This is a genomic window from Serratia sp. H402Y, assembly GCF_051172415.1.
GTDB classification, from domain to species: Bacteria; Pseudomonadota; Gammaproteobacteria; order Enterobacterales; family Enterobacteriaceae; genus Serratia; species Serratia ureilytica.
This window is the reverse complement of record NZ_JBPIYZ010000001.1, coordinates 597,652-616,207: the sequence shown is the minus strand read 5'-3', so window position 1 is coordinate 616,207 and position 18,556 is coordinate 597,652. Positions and strand designations below refer to the sequence as shown.

Annotated in this window: 20 protein-coding genes; 14 read left to right on the top strand and 6 right to left on the bottom strand. The window is 61.8% G+C overall.

What is annotated here, in order from left to right; genetic code table 11:
- Positions 1-10: 10 nt before the first annotated feature.
- Positions 11-622: a cytochrome b/b6 domain-containing protein gene (locus ACSBQS_RS03180; protein WP_047572162.1), complete on the bottom strand. Its 612-nt coding sequence runs from the start codon at positions 620-622 to the stop codon at positions 11-13.
- 151 nt (positions 623-773) lie between these two features.
- On the opposite strand from ACSBQS_RS03180, the gene ACSBQS_RS03175 reads away from it, so the two are divergent.
- Both ACSBQS_RS03175 and ACSBQS_RS03170 read left to right on the top strand, forming a co-directional pair.
- A complete protein-coding gene (locus tag ACSBQS_RS03175; RefSeq protein WP_016928494.1) occupies positions 774-1,487 on the top strand; it encodes a response regulator transcription factor in 714 nt (237 codons plus the stop codon).
- Between the two features lie 3 nt (positions 1,488-1,490).
- On the top strand, positions 1,491-2,957 hold the full coding sequence (locus ACSBQS_RS03170) for a sensor histidine kinase (RefSeq protein ID WP_197666295.1): 1,467 nt from the start codon (positions 1,491-1,493) through the stop codon (positions 2,955-2,957).
- A 13-nt stretch (positions 2,958-2,970) separates the two neighbouring features.
- Here ACSBQS_RS03170 and ACSBQS_RS03165 read toward each other — a convergent pair whose 3' ends face one another.
- A complete protein-coding gene (locus ACSBQS_RS03165; RefSeq protein ID WP_434989635.1) occupies positions 2,971-4,389 on the bottom strand; it encodes a heavy metal sensor histidine kinase in 1,419 nt (472 codons plus the stop codon).
- Positions 4,386-5,057, bottom strand: a complete 672-nt coding sequence (locus tag ACSBQS_RS03160; RefSeq protein WP_047025026.1) for a heavy metal response regulator transcription factor — start codon at positions 5,055-5,057, stop codon at positions 4,386-4,388. Before ACSBQS_RS03160 ends, ACSBQS_RS03165 begins: the two co-directional genes overlap by 4 nt.
- Positions 5,058-5,197: 140 nt before the next feature.
- On the opposite strand from ACSBQS_RS03160, the gene ACSBQS_RS03155 reads away from it, so the two are divergent.
- The 4 genes from ACSBQS_RS03155 to ACSBQS_RS03140 all read left to right on the top strand — a co-directional run bounded on the left by ACSBQS_RS03155 (position 5,198) and on the right by ACSBQS_RS03140 (position 7,853).
- Positions 5,198-5,824, top strand: coding sequence for a hypothetical protein (locus tag ACSBQS_RS03155; protein ID WP_033650567.1), 627 nt, complete (start codon positions 5,198-5,200; stop codon positions 5,822-5,824).
- A gap of 13 nt (positions 5,825-5,837) precedes the next feature.
- Positions 5,838-6,443 (top strand): cytochrome b/b6 domain-containing protein, encoded by a 606-nt coding sequence (locus ACSBQS_RS03150; RefSeq protein ID WP_033650566.1) that lies wholly within the window; start codon positions 5,838-5,840, stop codon positions 6,441-6,443.
- Positions 6,436-7,203: a molybdopterin-dependent oxidoreductase gene (locus ACSBQS_RS03145; protein ID WP_033650565.1), complete on the top strand. Its 768-nt coding sequence runs from the start codon at positions 6,436-6,438 to the stop codon at positions 7,201-7,203. The genes ACSBQS_RS03150 and ACSBQS_RS03145 overlap by 8 nt, the downstream gene beginning before the upstream one ends.
- 122 nt (positions 7,204-7,325) lie before the next feature.
- A complete protein-coding gene (locus ACSBQS_RS03140; RefSeq protein ID WP_197666293.1) occupies positions 7,326-7,853 on the top strand; it encodes a hypothetical protein in 528 nt (175 codons plus the stop codon).
- Between the two features lie 149 nt (positions 7,854-8,002).
- On the opposite strand, the gene ygbI is transcribed toward ACSBQS_RS03140, so the two are convergent.
- A complete protein-coding gene (gene ygbI, locus ACSBQS_RS03135) occupies positions 8,003-8,767 on the bottom strand; it encodes a DNA-binding transcriptional repressor YgbI (protein ID WP_197666292.1) in 765 nt (254 codons plus the stop codon).
- A gap of 283 nt (positions 8,768-9,050) precedes the next feature.
- Here ygbI and ltnD point away from each other — a divergent pair, with 283 nt between their 5' ends.
- The 6 genes from ltnD to ACSBQS_RS03105 all read left to right on the top strand — a co-directional run bounded on the left by ltnD (position 9,051) and on the right by ACSBQS_RS03105 (position 14,704).
- Positions 9,051-9,965: an L-threonate dehydrogenase gene (gene ltnD, locus ACSBQS_RS03130; protein ID WP_042783993.1), complete on the top strand. Its 915-nt coding sequence runs from the start codon at positions 9,051-9,053 to the stop codon at positions 9,963-9,965.
- Positions 9,965-11,224: a 3-oxo-tetronate kinase gene (otnK, locus tag ACSBQS_RS03125; protein ID WP_089191379.1), complete on the top strand. Its 1,260-nt coding sequence runs from the start codon at positions 9,965-9,967 to the stop codon at positions 11,222-11,224. Before ltnD ends, otnK begins: the two co-directional genes overlap by 1 nt.
- Positions 11,221-11,853: a 3-oxo-tetronate 4-phosphate decarboxylase gene (otnC, locus tag ACSBQS_RS03120; RefSeq protein WP_089191378.1), complete on the top strand. Its 633-nt coding sequence runs from the start codon at positions 11,221-11,223 to the stop codon at positions 11,851-11,853. The genes otnK and otnC overlap by 4 nt, the downstream gene beginning before the upstream one ends.
- Before the next feature lie 3 nt (positions 11,854-11,856).
- Entirely contained in the window at positions 11,857-12,633 is a 777-nt protein-coding gene (gene otnI / locus ACSBQS_RS03115; protein WP_033650563.1) for a 2-oxo-tetronate isomerase, read from the top strand.
- 106 nt (positions 12,634-12,739) lie between these two features.
- Positions 12,740-14,110: a GntP family transporter gene (locus ACSBQS_RS03110; RefSeq protein WP_353440085.1), complete on the top strand. Its 1,371-nt coding sequence runs from the start codon at positions 12,740-12,742 to the stop codon at positions 14,108-14,110.
- Between the two features lie 63 nt (positions 14,111-14,173).
- Positions 14,174-14,704: a GNAT family N-acetyltransferase gene (locus ACSBQS_RS03105; protein WP_033650561.1), complete on the top strand. Its 531-nt coding sequence runs from the start codon at positions 14,174-14,176 to the stop codon at positions 14,702-14,704.
- Positions 14,705-14,708: 4 nt separating this feature from the next.
- On the opposite strand, the gene ACSBQS_RS03100 is transcribed toward ACSBQS_RS03105, so the two are convergent.
- A complete protein-coding gene (locus tag ACSBQS_RS03100) occupies positions 14,709-15,581 on the bottom strand; it encodes a LysR family transcriptional regulator (protein WP_047025033.1) in 873 nt (290 codons plus the stop codon).
- Positions 15,582-15,672: 91 nt separating this feature from the next.
- Here ACSBQS_RS03100 and ACSBQS_RS03095 point away from each other — a divergent pair, with 91 nt between their 5' ends.
- A complete protein-coding gene (locus tag ACSBQS_RS03095; RefSeq protein WP_047025034.1) occupies positions 15,673-16,656 on the top strand; it encodes a nitrilase family protein in 984 nt (327 codons plus the stop codon).
- Positions 16,657-16,742: 86 nt separating this feature from the next.
- Here the strand turns inward: ACSBQS_RS03095 and ompX are convergent, their stop codons facing one another.
- Entirely contained in the window at positions 16,743-17,261 is a 519-nt protein-coding gene (ompX, locus tag ACSBQS_RS03090; RefSeq protein ID WP_019454480.1) for an outer membrane protein OmpX, read from the bottom strand.
- 400 nt (positions 17,262-17,661) lie between these two features.
- On the opposite strand from ompX, the gene rhtA reads away from it, so the two are divergent.
- Positions 17,662-18,549, top strand: a complete 888-nt coding sequence (gene rhtA / locus ACSBQS_RS03085; RefSeq protein WP_033650558.1) for a threonine/homoserine exporter RhtA — start codon at positions 17,662-17,664, stop codon at positions 18,547-18,549.
- Positions 18,550-18,556 lie beyond the last annotated feature (7 nt).

Below are 18,556 nucleotides of genomic sequence, written 5' to 3'. Positions count from 1 at the left end.
CGTGAACTCCTTAACGTCCGCGCAGCATGGCCAGCAGCGTGCGGGGCACCAGCGCCACCATCACCAAATGGATCGCGACGAAGGCCACCAGCGCCGACATGGCGAAAAAGTGGATATAGCGCGCCGCCTCATAGCCGCCGAGCAGCGTGCGCAGCAGCGGGAACTGCACCGATTTCCACAGCACCAGTCCGGACAGCGCGCTCAGCACGCCGAGAACCATCACCGACAGATAGGCCACGCGCTGCACCATGTTGTAGTGGCGCAGGTCGGCGTGCTGCAGCCTGCCGCGCAGCGCCGCGCCGACATCGGCGAGAAACTGCTTCGGGCTGAGCGGCCAATATTTGCGTTTGAAGCGCCCGCTGGCGAGGTTCAGCAGCAGGTAACACAGCCCGTTGACGCCAAACAGCCACATGCCGGCGAAGTGCCACTGCAGCGCGCCGCCCAGCCAGCCGCCGAGCGTCAGCTCGTTGAAAAAACTGAAGTTGAACAGCGGCGAAGCGTTGTAGATGCGCCAACCGCTGGTCACCATGATCAGCATCGCCAGCGCATTCAGCCAATGCGTTAACCGCAGCCACAGCGGATGTACGGTCTGTCGTTGTTCCGGGGTGAGAGTGAGGCTCATAACGCTTCCTGCCAGCTAACGATGCGATGCACCGAGTATTCCCCGGATTTGTTCCCCAAGACCTCACGCAAAGTTAAATAAAATGTGATAACTCCGCCGGTGGCGGTTGTGTAGACTTCAGAGAGAATCGGGCTAATCAGCGGTAATGAGAATGGACAAGCCAAAACGAATTTTGATCGTCGAGGACGACGGCGACATCGCCGAGCTGCTGCAGCTGCATCTGCGTGACGAGGGTTACGCCATCAGCCACGCCGCCGACGGCAATCAGGGCATGGCGATGCTGGAACAGGGCGGCTGGGACGCCTTGATCCTCGATCTGATGCTGCCGGGCGTTGACGGATTGGAGATTTGCCGCCGGGCGCGCACCATGACGCGCTACACGCCGATCATCATCACCAGCGCGCGCTCCAGCGAGGTGCACCGCGTGCTGGGGCTGGAGCTGGGCGCCGACGACTATCTGGCCAAACCCTTTTCCATGCTGGAGCTGGTGGCGCGGGTCAAGGCGCTGTTTCGCCGCCAGGAGGCGATGAGCCGCAACCTGCGCATGGACGCCGGCGCGCTCAGCTTCAACGATCTGACCATCGATCCCATCGCCCGCGAAGTGCGCCTGCACCAACAGCCGATCGAGCTGACGCCGCGCGAATTCGACCTGCTGTACTTTTTCGCCCGCCACCCGGGCCAGGTGTTCTCGCGCCTCAGCCTGTTGAATCAGGTCTGGGGCTATCAGCACGAGGGGTATGAGCACACCGTCAACACCCATATCAACCGGCTGCGCATCAAGATCGAGCGCAACCCGGCGGAACCCGAGCGCATCCTCACGGTGTGGGGCATGGGCTATAAATTCGCGGCCGCGCCGCAAGAGTGAGCCATGAAAAACCTTACGTTAGCGCAACGCCTCACGATTATCTTCGCGCTGCTGATCGTCATCGGCTGCGCCTTTTCCGGCTGGATGCAGGTGCGCAGCAATACCCAGTACAGCCAGGCGGTGATCCAGCGCCTGTCCGGCAACCTGGCGCAGCATATCGCCGACAGCAATCCGCTGCTGGGGGTGAACGGGCCGGATCCACAGGCGGTGCATACCCTGTTCGATCAGCTGATGGCGGTGAACCCCAGCGTTGAGGTTTATCTGCTCGACAACCAGGGCGCAATCATCGGCAACGCCGCGCCGGCCGGGCATCTGAAGCGGCAGCGGGTCGCGCTGGCGCCGCTGCAGGCGCTGCTCGATGGCGCGCAGATGCCGGTGTACGGCGACGATCCGCGCAGCGCGGACGGGCGCAAGGTGTTCAGCGTTGCGCCGCTGAAGGTCGACGGCCGGGTCGAGGGCTATCTGTATGTGGTCTTGCTCGGTGAAGAGTACACGGCGTTGGCCAGCAACGCCCAGTTCAACTCAGCGGCCAGGATGGCGCTGTGGACCTCCGGGGTGATGGTGCTGTTCAGCCTGCTGGCCGGCGGTTTCGCGTTCTACTGGGTCACTCGCCCCATCCGGCACCTGACCCGTCAGGTCAATGCGCTGGACAGCGGCGGCATTGAGGCGGTGCAGGCCTACGCGGCGCTGCCGGCGGTGCCGGCCGGGCGCGACGAGGTGAGCCAGCTGCAACAGGCCTTCCACCGCATGGCGCAGCGCCTCGCCGAACAGTGGCAAACGCTGGCGCAGCAGGATCGGCTGCGGCGCGAATTCATCGCCAACGTCTCGCACGATCTGCGCACCCCGCTCACCTCGCTGCACGGCTATCTGGAAACGCTGTCGGTCAAGGCCGCCACCCTGAGCGACACCGATCGGCGGCGCTATCTGGAGATCGCGCTGGCGCAGAGCCGCAAGGTGGGCAAGCTGGCGCAGGAGCTGTTCGAGCTGGCGCGGCTGGAATATGGCGTGGTGAAACCGCAGAAAGAGCCCTTCTCCCTCAGCGAACTGCTGCAGGACGTGTTCCAGAAGTTCGAGCTGGCGGCGGAGGCGCGCAACCAGCGGCTGCACGCCGACATCGCCCCCGGCGTGCCGCCGGTGTTCGCCGATCTCAGCATGATTGAGCGGGTGCTGACCAACCTGTTGGACAACGCCATTCGCCATACGCCGCCCGGCGGCGACATCGGCGTGCGGCTGTGGCGGCAGGAAGACCAGGTGATGGTGCAGGTCAGCGACAGCGGCCCCGGCATTCCGCAGACGCTGCGCGCCGATCTGTTCGTGCGGCCGTCTGTCCTGAGCGGCGCCCGACGCCCCGCCGGCGGGCTGGGGTTAATGATCGTGCGGCGCATTCTGCAACTGCACGACAGCGACATTCAGCTGATAGAACAACCACAAAGCGGCGCCTGCTTCCGCTTTGCCATTCCGCCGCGTTAATCCGGCATATCGGTTATTGCGCTAGCGGGAACCGCAGGCTGAAAATGAGGCTGGCGACAGGCGCGCGCTCGATACATTCGGCGCGCACCTCACCGCCGTGCAGCGTCATGATGGCGCGCACGATGGACAGCCCGAGGCCGCTGGCGTGGCTGCCGGCGCTGCGCGCGGGATCGGCGCGGTAGAAACGATCGAACAGCTTTTCCAGATGCGCCGGCGCGATCGGCGGCCCCTGATTGATGACCTGCACCCACCAGGCATCGGCACGCCGTTCAGCCCGCAACACGATCAAGCTGTTTTCATCGGCATAGCGCACCGCGTTGGCCACCAGGTTGCTCAGCGCCCGCTGGAACAACATCGCGTCCGCCTTCAGCTCTCCTTCCCCTTCGCAGCTCAGCGCGATGCCGCGTTCTTCCGCCAGCCCTTCGAAGTAATCCGCCACCCGCCGCAGCTCGGCCGCCACCTCCAGACGACTGTAGTTCAGCGCGGACTGCGCCTCACCGGCGCGCGCCAGAAACAGGATGTTTTCCACCATGCGCGAAATACGCTCCAGCTCGTCCATATTGTTCGACAATAGGGTTTCGTACTCCTCCACGCTGCGGGGTTGATACAGCGCCACCTGACACTGGCCCATCAACGCGCCCACCGGCGTGCGGATCTCATGGGCCAGATCGGCGGAAAACTGCGTCAGCCGCTGATAGCCTTCATTCAACCGATCGAGCATCGCATTGAACGACCGGGTCAATTGCTGCAACTCCTTCGGCGCCCCCTGTTCGCTGAGGCGAGTGGACAATGTATTGGGCGCGATCTGCGACGCCTGCGCCGCCATGCGCCATAGCGGCTTCAATCCCCGGCGCATGACCCCATAGCCCAGCAGCGCAATCAGCAGGAAAGCCACAATGACCGCCGCGACAATGCGCCACAGGTAACGCGCCAGCATCTTCTGCTCGTTGACCATGACGTGCGCGGCGGAGATCTGCAGCAAACTGCCGTCTTCCAGACGCACCATCGCCGATGCCGCGCGCAGCGCCACCCCCTGCGCCGTCTCCCCGCCGCGCACGGCGGCCAGCGTCTGCGCCTGTTCGGGCGGTGTCGGCGCCATCGGCGGCAGGGCCACCCTGGCCGGATTCACATTGATGAGCGGTTTTTGCCCCGGGATTTGGAAAATCAGCACGTCCTGTTCATTGCCCAGCATATTTTCGAACAGGCCGTTATTGGCGGTCAGGCGCGCCAAAGGAAAGCGCTGCCCCAGTAAATGGCGGAAATACTCTACGCGCCCGGTCACCTGCAGATCGCTGCGGAGCGTCATTTCCTGGCGCATCGCGCCGAACAGATACCAGCCCGCCCCGCTCACCACGCAGGCGGCCACCAGCGCGAACAGCATGGCGGTACGCAGCGTCAGCGACACCGGCCGACGTGAAGCGCGGGCGTTCACGAGCGCGGCTCGCAAACATAGCCGATGCCGCGCACGCTGTGGATCAGCTTGACGTCGAACGGCCGGTCGATTTTGGCGCGCAGGCGTTTGATGGCCACGTCAACCACATTGGTGTCGCTGTCGAAATTCATGTCCCACACCTGAGAGGCGATCTGCGTGCGCGACAGCACTTCGCCTTCGCGCCGCACCAGCAGATGCAGCAGCATGAATTCTTTATTGGTCAACGGGATCACCTGATCCTGGCGCACCGCCCGGCGGCGCAATACGTCCAACTGCAGATCGGCGATGGCGTAATGATCGGCTTCGCGCGCCGGCCCGCGGCGCAGCAAGGTGCGCAAACGCAGCACCAGCTCGGTAAAGGAAAACGGTTTGATAAGATAGTCGTCCGCGCCCAGCTCCAGACCGTGGATGCGATCCTGCACGCCATCGCGGGCGGTAAGAAACAGGATCGGCACGTCGCTTTTCTTGCGCAATACCTCGATGATCTGCCAGCCATCCAGCCCCGGCAGCATGACATCGAGCACGATCGCATCGTAGTCCTGCTCCAACGCGCGAAACAGCCCATCGGTGCCGTTGCGCGCCAAATCGACGCTGTAGCCCGCTTCCCCCAGCCCTTTCTTCAGGTAATCCCCTGTGCCGATATCGTCTTCAACTACCAGTATTCGCATGCTCGCCACCTCGTTACGTCTGCAAAAATACTAGCAGCTTCGGCGGACAAACTTGATGACATTAATGTCATCAAACGGCCATGGCGCTGACCCAGTAGGTCAACCATGCTTAGCCGGCAAACTCATTTCAGGAGAACGTTATGATTACCCGTCATCGTATAGCCGGTTTACTGTTGTCCACGTTACTGCTTTCCAGCGGATTGTCCGCCGCCGCCCAAACGCCGGGCAAGGTGATTGCGCCGCTGCGCGGCACCATCACGCAAGTTGCCGACGGTAATCTGCAGCTGACCGACCGCAAGGGCGAGACACTCAGCGTCAAGCTGAACGATCAAACTAAAGTGCTCAGCGTTTCCAAAGCCACGCTGGACGATATCAAGCCGGACAGCTTTATCGGCACCGCCGCCGTGCCGCAGCCGGACGGCACGCTCAAGGCACTGGAAGTGCACGTGTTCGCCGCCAGCCTGCGCGGCACCGGCGAAGGGCATTCGGCCTGGGAATCCGCCGACGGCAAAGTAGACACCATGACCAACGGCACCGTCGGCAAACTGGTGAAATCTAACGGCCGCACCCTCACCGTCACCTATGGCAACCAGCAGAAAACCGTCGTCGTGCCGGAAGACGTGCCGATCGTGACGCTGGATCCGGGCGATCTGAGCCTGCTGAAACCGGGCGTGCACATCGTGCTGTTCTCCGCCGCCGACGATAAGGGCCAGCGCGTCGCCACGCGCATTTCCGCCGGCAAAGACGGCACCGTGCCGCCGATGTAACCGGAGGAATGCCATGAAGACCAACGCGTCGCCGCCGGTGCATCGCTGGCCGGTTCGAATCACTCATTGGATCAACCTGTTCGCCATGGTGTGCATGTTCATGAGCGGTTGGGAAATCTACAACGCCTCACCGCTGTTCGATTTCCGCTTTCCGCCGCAGATGACGCTGGGCGGTTGGCTGGGCGGCGCGATTGGTTGGCATTTGGCGGTGATGTGGCTATTGGCGCTCAACGCCGTCTGCTATCTGCTGTGGAGCCTGTTCAGCGGCCATTTTCGCCGCGATCTGTTGCCGCTTCGCGCCGACGCGCTGCGGCAGGATATCTGGCTGGCGATGACGCTGCGCCTGCGCCACCGGCATGGCCGCTACAACGCCATTCAGAAACTGATGTACCTCGGCGTACTGGCGCTCGGCCTATTACTGGTGCTGTCCGGCCTGGCGATTTGGAAACCGGTTCAGCTGCAGGGATTGGTCGCGCTGTTTGGCGGCTTCGACTTCGCGCGCTACGTGCATTTCTTCGCCATGGCCGGCATCGGCCTGTTTGTGGCGATCCACGTCTTTATGGTGGCTGTCGTGCCCAAAACCCTGTGGGCGATGATAACGGGTGGCAAACATGAATGAGAAAAAACAGCGGGCAACCGCGCCGACGCTGGAACCGGACCAAAAAAAGCAGCTGGTCAATCTGCAACGCCGGCTGATGTTGCGCTCCGGGCTGACGCTGGGCGGCATCGCCATGCTGACCGGGTGTAATCTGCAAGACGGCGATCGGGTGGATAAGGTGCTGTGGGCTATGTCGCGCTGGAACGACCGGGTGCAGGCCTGGCTGTTCAGCGGCCAGCGGTTGGCGCAAACTTACCGGCCGGACCAGATCACTCACCCCTTCCCCTTTAACGCATTTTACCCGGAATACAACGTCCCCGAGATCGATCTCGCCGGCTACCGGCTTGAGGTCGCGGGGAAAGTGGAGAAAAAAGCGCCCTGGACGCTGGAACAGCTGCAGCGGCTGCCGCAGCAAAGCCAGATCACGCGTCTGATCTGCATTGAGGGCTGGAGCGCCATTGGCCAATGGGGCGGCGTGCCGCTGCGCACCTTTCTGCAGCACGTCGGCGCGGATCTGAATGCCGGTTACGTCGGCTTCAAATGCGCCGATCGTTACTACGCCAGCCTCGACATGGCCACCGCGCTGCACCCGCAGACCATCCTGGCGTTGGATTTCGGCGGCAAGGCGCTGCCGGCGGACTACGGCTACCCGCTGCGGCTGCGCGTGCCGACCAAGCTGGGGTTCAAAAACGCCAAACATATCGCCGCGATCTTCGTCAGCGACGTCAATCCGGGCGGCTATTGGGAGGATCAGGGCTACAACTGGTTCAGCGGCATTTAGTTTTGCGCGGCGCTGCGCACAACCTTCATCGGCGGCTGGAGGATCGTCTCCGCCGCGGTTAATAATCTGTTCGTCACAAAAGGGATAACTATAGGAAAAATAATAGTAAAAAGGATTTTATCATGGATATTGATGTGAGGGAGTCACACACTGGAATAGCAGACACATACAGATATCAGATTGCCGTCAGAAAAGGTGATGGTAAATCGGCCATCTATCATTTGGATTTCAAGAGAATTGGGCAAAACATGCACCATTGGTTTGCCCCAGTGTATGTGGACACTGCTCTCCTCAATAATGCTTTCTCTCTGGAGTTTTATGATGTTAAGGCGTTGAGCGACGTAAACAGGTATCGGCGCTCAGCTTTCGATACCTATACTGCAATGCATTATACCCTTCTCCAACGCGAACGCTTATTCGTTGTTGGCATCGGGGAAACTCTTCTCAAGTTTGCCTATCAGTATCATGCCAGGATCATCTTAAGTGCACCGTTAAGGCCAGCATTAGCTAAAATTTATGATTTTTTGTTGAAAAAATACGCGCACAAAGGGCATTATTTATACAAAATAGAGTTTATAAAGGACGGCCTCTATGTCATCGAAATCCCACGTAGCCCCCATAGCATCCCATACTTGCCAACAGCACGTTAAGGAACAGCGCCTGAAAGAGATGCAAGCCTTCCACGAAGAGTGGTGGGAACAAAGGCGCCGCGAATGGCGTGAACGCGGCGGCGTTGAAGCCAGTGAACCGCCCGCACGTAGCATCGATACCGAACTTTCATCCTGATTCCGGTTCGTTCTTATTCTTCCGCCGTCAGCAATGCAATCCCCGCTTGCTCAATGGCCTCCCGCGCGGCGGCGGGCAACCCTTCGTCGGTAATGACGGCGTCAAAGGCAGCGATCGGCAGCGCCAGATAGGTGGCGACTTTGCCGTATTTGGACGTATCGCTGAGCAGAATGCGGCGGCGGCTGGCCTCGACGATGGCCTTCTTCACCATCACCTTATCTTCGTTCGGCGTCGACAGGCCGCGCATGCTCCACGAAGAGGCGGAGATGAACGCCAGATCGATAAACAGACCGCGCAGCGCCTGCGCCGCCGCCTCGCCGACGCAGGAGCGGTTTTCCCGGCACACGGTGCCGCCGGTGTGGATGATTCGGCACTGGCTATGCTCTATCAGGAACCCGGCGATGACAAAGTCGTTGGTCACCACCGTCAAATCGTCACGTTCTCCGATCTGTTTCGCCAGCGCCAGCGTGGTGGTGCCGGCATCCAGATAGATACAGCTATTGGCGGGAATTTGCCGCGCCGCCAGCCGGCCGATGGCGATTTTCTGCCGGCCGAACATCCCCTCTTTGGTCTGGTGAGAAGGTTCGCTCGCCACCCGTTCCGGCGCCTGCACGCCGCCCGAGACCGACTGCACTGCCCCCTGCTCTTCCAGCTTTTGCACGTCACGGCGGATCGTCATATGCGACACCCCCAGCCGTTCGGTCAGCTCGGCGATGCTGACGACGCCGCGTTCGGATACCAGCGCAAGAATTTGTTGATGGCGTTCTACAGGTATCACGGTTCCCTCTCGTTGCTGCGGTGATAATAATTGTGATTTTACGTCAATTTTCGTTCGCCGATAGCCCTTATTTCTCGCAGCGTGACGGCGAGCGCAGTTAGGCCAGCCAAACATAAACTTATTTAAAAACATAATAATAATGTTGATTTAGGCCAGAAATCGCACGAAAAATCCGTTTCACGCATTGTTAATTATTGTGATAGCGATCGCGGATAATCGGCCGACAAGCGCTTACATTTAACACAACAAAACAAATTATCACTAAAATTAACAGGAGTGCAGTATGACACACCCAGGGAATTATGCCGTTTGCGTCATCGGGCTGGGGGCGATGGGCATGGGCGCCGCGCGTTCATGCCTCCGCGCCGGATTGACCACCTACGGCGCCGATCTCAATCCGCAGGCGCTGGCGGCGCTGCAACAGGCCGGCGCGAAACAAGCGTCTACCAGCGCCTGCGACTTCGCGGCCGAGCTGGACGCCGTGTTGCTGCTGGTGGTGAACGCCGCGCAGGTGAAGCAAATCCTGTTCGGCGAGCAAGGCCTGGCGCCGCAGCTCAAGCCGGGCACGGCGGTGATGGTGTCTTCGACCATTTCCGCCGATGACGCCAAACAGATCGAGCAACGGCTGCTGGACTACGGCCTGGCGATGCTGGACGCGCCGGTTTCCGGCGGGGCGGCCAAGGCGGAAGAAGGCCAGATGACGGTGATGGCCGCCGGCGCCGACGCCACCTTCGCGCGCCTGCAACCCGTGCTGGACGCCATCGCCGGCAAGGTTTACCGCATCGGCGAAACCATCGGCCTGGGCGCGACGGTAAAAATCATCCACCAGCTGTTGGCCGGCGTGCACATCGCCGCCGGAGCGGAAGCCATGGCGCTGGCCGCCCGCGCCAACATCCCGCTGGACGTCATGTATGACGTCGTCACCCACGCCGCCGGCAACTCCTGGATGTTCGAAAATCGCATGCGCCACGTGGTCGACGGCGACTATACGCCCAAATCGGCGGTGGATATCTTCGTCAAGGATCTGGGGCTGGTGGCGGATACCGCCAAGGCGCTGCATTTCCCGCTGCCGCTGGCCTCCACCGCCTTCACCATGTTTACCGCCGCCAGCAACGCCGGCTACGGTAAAGAAGATGACAGCGCGGTGATCAAAATCTTTGCCGGCATCGATCTGCCGCAGAAAAAGGAGACGCTCTGATGCAACTCGGCGTAATCGCGGATGATTTTACCGGCGCGACCGACATCGCCAGCTTTCTGGTGCAAAACGGCCTGCCGACGGTGCAGTTGAACGGCGTGCCGCAGGACGAAACGCCGGTCGACGCTCAGGCGGTCGTCATCAGCCTGAAATCGCGCTCCTGCCCGGCAGAGCAGGCGATCGAACAGGCATTGCAAGCGCTGGCCTGGCTGCAAAAACAGGGCTGCCGCCAGTTCTACTTCAAATACTGCTCCACCTTCGACAGCACCGCACAGGGCAATATCGGCCCGGTGACCGACGCCCTGCTCGCCGCGCTGGGGGAAAATTTCACGGTTGTTTCCCCGGCGCTGCCGGTAAACGGCCGCACGGTCTATCAGGGCTACCTGTTCGTCGGGGAACAGATGCTGTCTGAGTCCGGCATGCGTCATCACCCGGTCACGCCGATGACCGACAGCAACCTGCTTCGCCTGATGGAATCCCAGGCCGCCGGACGCTGTGGGCTGGTGACGGCGGCGGAAATGGATCGCGGCGCCGAGGCAGTCAGCGAGAAGCTGCAGCAACTGGCGCAGGAAGGCGTGCGCTACGCGGTGCTGGACACGCTCAACGAACGGCATCTGCTTACCCAGGGTGAAGCGTTGAAAACGATGAAGCTGGTGACCGGCGGTTCGGGCCTGGCGATCGGTTTGGCGCGGCAATGGGCGCAGAACGGCGATCGCGCGGCAGAAGCGGCCGGCGCGCCGCTGGGGGAAAAGGCGGCGGTACTGTCTGGCTCCTGCTCCGTCATGACTAACCGGCAGGTGGCGCACTATCGCGAACGCGCGGCGGCGCAGGCCATCGATATCGACCGTTGCTTCGATCCCCAGACGCGCGCCGCCTACGCCGTCGAGTTGGCGCACTGGGCGCAGCGCCATGCCGGAGAAGCGCTTGCCCCGCTGATCTACGCCACTGCATCGCCGGAGTCGCTGCAGCAAACGCAACAACGGCATGGCGCCGCCGCCAGCGAGGCGGTGGAAGCCTTGTTCGCCGAGCTGGTGGTGCAACTGCGCCAGTTGGGATTCAGCCGCTTTATCGTCGCCGGCGGCGAAACCTCCGGCGTGGTCACGCAGGCGCTGGGTATTCGCGGCTTCCATATCGGCCCCAGCATTTCCCCCGGCGTTCCCTGGGTGCGTGCCAGCGATCGGGCGATTTCCCTGGCGCTGAAATCGGGTAATTTTGGCGATGAAGCCTTCTTCGCGCGCGCGCAAACGGAGTTCCCGGTATGAGCATGACGATTGAACAGCAGGCGCGTGAAGAGATGGTGCGCCTGGGCGCCTCGTTTTTCCAACGCGGCTACGCCACCGGCTCCGCCGGCAACCTCTCGCTGTTGCTGCCGGACGGCGCGCTGCTGGCGACGCCGACCGGCTCCTGTCTCGGCGAGCTGCAGGCCGATCGCCTGTCTAAAGTGAGCCTGAACGGCGACTGGCTCTCCGGCGACAAACCGTCGAAAGAGATCAGCTTTCATCGGGCGCTCTATCTGAACAACCCCGAATGCAAAGCGGTCGTGCACTTGCATTGCACCTACCTCACGGCGCTCTCTTGCCTGCAGGGGCTGGACGCCGACAACGCCATCAAACCGTTCACCCCCTATGTGGTGATGCGCGTCGGCAAGGTGCCGGTGGTGCCTTACTACCGGCCCGGCGACGAAAGGCTGGCACAGGATCTGGCCCGCCTGGCGCCGACCCACCGCGCCTTTTTGCTGGCTAACCACGGGCCGGTGGTGACGGGTAAAGACCTGCGAGCGGCGGCGGACAATACCGAAGAGATGGAAGATGCGGCTCGGCTGATCTTCACCCTCGGCGATCGTCCGATCCGCTATTTGACCGCTGATGAAATTGCCGAATTACGGAGCTGAACCATGCCTAAATTTGCCGCCAATTTGTCGATGATGTTTACCGAGGTGCCGTTCCTCGATCGCTTTGCCGCCGCTGCCGCACAGGGCTTCAGCGCGGTGGAATTCCTGTTCCCTTACGAGCATCCCGCCGATCTGTTGGCCGAGAAACTGCGCGAACACGGCCTGCAACAGGTGCTGTTCAACACCGCGCCCGGCGATGCCGCCGCCGGCGAATGGGGGCTGGCGGCGCTGCCGGGCCGCGAACGGGATGCGCGCGCCGATATCGATCGCGCGCTGGCCTACGCCATCGCCCTTTCCTGCCCCTGCGTGCACCTGATGGCCGGCGTGGTGCCCGCGAGCGCGGATCGGCGGCGTTATCTCGACACCTTTATCGCTAATGCGCGCTATGCCGCCGACGCTTTTTCGCCGCACGGCGTCAAGGTGCTGATCGAGGCGCTCAGCCCGCCGGTCAAGCCCGACTACCTGTTCGCCAGTCAGCATCAGGCGGCGGAAGCGGTGGCGGCGATCGAAAGACCGAACGTGTTCATCCAGTTCGATTTTTTCCACGCGCAGTTGGTGGACGGCAATATCAGCGGGCTGCTGGAGACGCTGGCCGGGCGCTACGCGCATATTCAGATAGCCTCGGTGCCGGATCGCCATGAGCCCGACGAAGGCGAACTGAATTACCCGTGGCTGTTCGACAAGCTGGATGCGCTCGGCTATCAGGGCTGGATCGGTTGCGAATACCGCCCGCGCGGCGACACCGCCGCCGGGCTCGGCTGGCTGAAGCCTTACCGCTAAAGCCGCACGCCGACACCAGGAAATCGATTTTATAACAATGAAACGCACCCGTATCGCCACGCGGCGATCGCGGTGCCCAACGCTTACCCAACGAAAGGCTTTTTTCATGTCTACCTCTCTGCTGTTGCTGATTGCCGTACTCGGCGTGGTGCTGCTGTTATTGATGGTGATTAAGGCGAAGGTGCAACCCTTTGTCGCGCTGTTGGTGGTCAGTTTGCTGGTGGCGCTGGCCAGCGGCATTCCGACCGGCGAAGTGATGAAAGTGATGACCGCCGGAATGGGCGGCGTGCTCGGCTCGGTGACCATCATCATCGGTCTGGGGGCGATGCTCGGCCGCATGATCGAACAATCGGGCGGCGCCGAGTCGCTGGCGCAGCGTTTCAGCCAGGGTCTGGGGCCGAATCATACCGTCGCGGCGCTGACCCTCGCCGCGTTTATTCTCGGCATTCCGGTGTTCTTCGACGTCGGCTTTATCATTCTGGCGCCGATTATCTATGGCTTCGCCAAGGTCGCCAAAGTGTCGCCGCTCAAGTTCGGCCTGCCGATGGCCGGCGTGATGTTGACGGTACACGTCGCGCTGCCGCCGCACCCCGGCCCGGTCGCCGCCGCCGGCTTGCTCAACGCCGACATCGGCTGGCTAACCATTATCGGCCTCGCGATCTGTATTCCGGTCGGCGTTATCGGCTATTTCGCCGCCAACTACCTCAACCGCAAAACCTATCCGTTATCGATAGAGGTGCTGGAACAGCTGCAGCTGGCGGCGCCGGAGCCGCGTCCGGAAGATCACGCGCCGCTCAGCGATCGCATCAACCCGCCCGGCGCCGGCCTGGTAGCGGCGCTGATCGTCATCCCGATCGCCATCATCATGCTCGGCACCGTCTCCGCCACCCTGCTGCCGGCCGGCTCGGCGCTGCGCGACGCGCTGTCGCTGCTGGGCTCGCCGGCGGTGGCGCTGATGATCGCCCTGCTGCTGGCCTTCTATTTCCTGGCGCTGCGCCGCGGCTGGAGCCTGCAACACGCCGGCGACGTGATGGGGGCCGCGCTGCCGACCGCCGCAGTGGTGATCCTGGTAACCGGCGCGGGCGGCGTGTTCGGCAAGGTGCTGGTGGAGTCCGGCGTCGGCAAGGCGCTGGCGGAAGTGCTGACGGCCATCGGCCTGCCGCTGGTGCCCGCCGCCTTTATCATTTCGCTGGCGCTACGCGCCTCGCAGGGTTCCGCCACCGTGGCGATCCTGACCACCGGCGGCCTGTTGTCGGAAGCGGTCAGCGGCTTGAATCAGCTGCAGCTGGTGCTGGTAACGCTGGCGACCTGTTTCGGCGGGCTCGGGCTTTCGCACGTCAACGACTCCGGTTTTTGGATCGTCACCCGCTATCTGGGGCTGTCGGTGGCCGATGGCCTGAAGACCTGGACGGTGTTGACCACCCTGCTCGGCCTGAGCGGCTTCCTGTTCACCTGGCTGTTGTGGCTGGCGGCGTGATTTCTCTGGCATACTGAACGCCGTTGTTTTTCATCGCCTTTCATCCTGTGCAGGAGCAGCAACATGACCGTAATCAACACCGCGCCAACGCTTATCACCGAACGCCTGCGGCTGGACGCGCACACGCTGGACGACTTCGACTCGCTGGCCGCGCTGTGGGCCGACCCGCTGGTGGTGCGCTATATCGGCGGCACCCCGCGCGACCGGGAAGACTCCTGGGGGCGCCTGATGCGCTACGTTGGCCACTGGGCGCTGTTGGGATACGGGTATTGGGCGGTGCGTGACAAGCAGAGCGGCGAGTACCTCGGCAGCATCGGCTTCTCCAACTTCCTGCGCGACATCACCCCGGCGCTCGATGCGCCGGAGATGGGCTGGACGCTGGTGAGTTCGGCGCACGGCAAAGGCTATGCCACCGAGGCGCTGCGGGCGGCGCTGGCCTGGGGGAAAACGCACCTGCCGGGGGAAAAAACCGTCTGCATCATCTCGCCTGAAAACCAGGCTTCGCTGGCGTTGGCGAAAAAGGTCGGCTTCAGCGAAAGTCACCGCAGCGAGTACCATCAAAACCCGATCGTGGTGATGCACTGCCCGCTTTGAATGCCTAAGCGCGTTGTACCGCCAACGCCGTCTGAATGAAGTTGTCCCGCAACGCGTCGGTGCGCTGCGGATCCCAGGCGATACCGACCTGCCACTCCGTCTCCTCGCCGCTCAGCGGTAAAATGTCGATGCCGGCCGGCGCGATATGCGTGATGCTGTGCGGCAGCAGCGCGACGCCGACGCCGGCGGCAACCAACGCCAACAGCGTCTGGATATCACCGGCCTGCTGCACCACGTTCGGCGTCAACCGGTGAGCGGCGATAAACCGCAGCGACTGATCGCTCAGCCCGCGCCCGCGTTTAGGGGTCAATTGCAGCAGCGGCAGCTGATTGAAACGCGCCATCAGATCGTCGGCGCGCAGCGCCAGCGCGCCCGGCGCGGCCAGCACCAACCTATCGCTCAACAACGCGACGCCGCACAGCGGCGTATTGACCGGCAAGCGCACGAACCCCGCCTGCAACTCTCCCTGCAGCAACAGCTGATACTGCCGCTCCGACGGCAGATCTTCGAGGCCAATCGCCACCTCGGGAAACCGTTGGCGAAAGGCGGCCACCAGCTGCGGCGCCAGATGAAAACTGGACAGGCCAAACCCCAGCGCCAACCGCCCCGCTTCCCCGAGCGCCACCCGCCGCGCGCGCCGCTGAAACTGCTGATACTGCTCTACCAGCGCCTGCGCCTCCGGGTAAAGCCGCCGCCCGCCGGCAGTAAGCACCGCCCCTTGTCGGCCGCGCTCGAACAGCCGAACGTCAAGCTGGGCTTCCAGCGCCTGAATTTGCTTGCTCAGCGCCGGTTGGCTGATGCACAGCAGGCTCGCCGCCTGCCGATAGTTGCCCTGCTCCGCCAGCGCCACCAGGGCGCGCAGTTGTTTTATATCCATTCCATTAGGTTATCAAATAAGGAATTTAATTGATTATACAGTAATCAATTCGCCTGCTGTAATCAATGCAGACCCCAACCGGAGAGATCCCATGACCACCTCATTACGCGCCGCCACGGTGCAATTCCAGCATCATGCCAATGACAAGAATTACAACCTGTCGACCATGGAACGCTTTATCGCGGAAGCGGCCGAACAACAGATACAACTGTTGGCCTTCCCGGAAATGTGCGTCACCGGCTATTGGCACGTGCGCCATCTGTCCGACGCCGAAGTGCGGGCGCTGGCGGAGCCGATCGTGAGCAGCCCTTCGCTGGCGCGCATTCGCCCGCTGGCTGAGCGTTACAACATGGCGATTGGCGTCGGGCTGATCGAGCTGGGCGATGACGGCCGGTGTTACAACGCCTATGCCGTTTGTCTGCCGGACGGCGAACTGCATGTGCACCGCAAACTGCACGCCTTCGAGCACCCGGCTATCGCCAGCGGCGACCGCTATACGGTGTTCGATACCCCCTGGGGCGTACGCGTGGGCGTATTGATCTGCTGGGACAATAATCTGGTGGAGAATGTGCGCGCAACGGCGCTGCTGGGCGCGGAGGTGCTGATCGCCCCGCACCAGACCGGCGGCACCCATTCGCGCAGCCCGCACGGCATGAAGCCGATCCCGCAGGCGCTGTGGCAGCGGCGCGTGGAAGATCCGCAGGCGATAGAAGCCGCCTTTCGCGGCGAACACGGCCGCGGCTGGCTGATGCGCTGGCTGCCGTCGCGCGCTCACGACAACGGGCTGTTCTTGCTGTTCAGCAACGGCGTGGGCCGAGATGACGATGAAATACGCACCGGCAACGCGATGATCCTCGATCCTTACGGCCGGATCGTGGCGGAGACCTGGGTGGCGGAAGACCGGATGGTCAGCGCCGAGCTCGATCTGACGCTGATCCCGCTCAGCACCGGTCGCCGCTGGATCTACGGGCGGCGCCCCGAGCTGTACGGGTTGTTGACCGAGCCGCAAGGCTACGAGCGCGATGCCCGCAGCGCGCGCTTTTCGACGCAGCCGACGGGGCGCGGCGGTGAATGACAGATAAAAAAAATCCGCCCGGAGGCGGATTTTTTATGGGTGCGGCAAACAAGGCCGCAGGTTCATGCCCGCAGGCACGAACACACTTAGAAGCGGTAGCCTACGCCAACGTTCCAGGTGCCAACGTCAACGCTGCGAATGCGGTTCTGCTCGTAACCGACATCCAGGGCAACGTTCTCGATTGGGTTGAACTGCAGACCGGCGCCGTAGGTGAAGCCGTAGTCAGCGGTGTCGTGACGAGAAGTGCCGTTCTGAGCGTTGGTAGTGAATTTACCGTAACCCAGGCCAACCAGACCGTAGATGCTCGCCCAGTCATTGATGCGGTATGCTGGACCGGCAGAGATAGAGTTGTACTGAGCTTTGTTATAGAAACCGTCCTGAGAACCGTCCTTTTCCAGGTGGGTAAAGGAACCGATTACGCCCAGTGGGTTGTTGTCGAACTCGTAACGGTATTTCAGGTTGAAACCGTCGGCTTTGTTAGCAACGCCTTGGAAATCACCCTGCGCATAGCCAGCGGATACGGTGCTCTGACCAGCGAATGCGGTACCTGCGCTAACTGCTAATACGCAAGCTGCTACTGCGGAAAGACATGCAATTTTTTTCATAACCACCTCAAACGCGTTTTATTATTAAGTACATCCATTTGTTCATGCTTTGAAAATATAACAAAAATTAGCGTGAAACTCTGCCTTGAAATGAGTGTCTAATGCTTTATATCGTGTAACAGAAGATTTCAAGAACAGTGTATCTTCTTCTTTTCGCTCTATTTTCGGCCGTATTCTACGACTTTCTGTGACAAAAATCACCTATTTAATATCCAGATAATTCTTAAGAAAAAGCGCATTTTTTGACCAAATCCGCCACATCTCATCCGAGGATCGGCGGATTTCACCGCGATGCGCGCTTTTCTCAGACAGATTTTCGCCATTTCATTTACACTGCTCGCATCCCCGTTTCGACCGTTTTCTCAAGGCTGAGGAACGGCGCATAAAAGGCCCGTTAAGGATGTCGTTATCTACTGCCGGCAGAGCGCCCTCCGCGCTGCTGCCCATTTGTCTGTTAATCATCGCCATGGTGTCGATCCAGAGCGGCGCTTCGTTGGCCAAAAGCCTGTTCCCGATCGTGGGCGCGGAAGGCATCACGACGCTGCGTCTTTTCATTGGCACCCTGATTCTGTTCATCATCTTCCGCCCGTGGCGCATGCGCATCGCCGCCGGCAGCCGCTTGCCGCTGTTGATTTACGGCCTGTCGCTCGGCGCGATGAACTACCTGTTCTACCTGTCGTTGCGCACCGTGCCGCTCGGCATCGCCGTGGCGCTGGAGTTTACCGGCCCGCTGGCGGTGGCCATGTTCTCGTCGCGGCGGCCGATTGACTTCCTTTGGGTGGCGTTGGCGATCGCCGGGCTGTGGTTCCTGCTGCCGCTTGGTCACGGCGTAGGCGGAATCGACCCGTTCGGTGCCGCCTGCGCGCTCGGCGCCGGCGCCTGCTGGGCGGTCTATATCATCTTCGGCCAGAAGGCCGGCGGCGATCACGGCCCCGGCACGGTGGCGCTCGGCTCGCTGATCGCCGCGTTGGTGTTCTGCCCGATCGGCGCCTGGCAAACCGGCAGCGTGCTGTTCAACGTTGAGATTCTGCCGATAGCGCTGGCGGTGGCGATCCTCTCCACCGCGCTGCCTTATTCGCTGGAGATCATCGCGCTGCCCAAAATTCCGGCGCGCACCTTCGGCACCTTGATGAGCCTGGAACCGGCGATGGCGGCGTTATCCGGCATGCTGTTCCTCGGCGAACACCTGAGCGGCGTGCAATGGCTGGCGCTGGCGGCGATCATCGCCGCCTCCATGGGCTCCGCCCTCACCATTCGCCCCAAACCTCGCCTCGAAAGCCTTTCCTGATGACCCG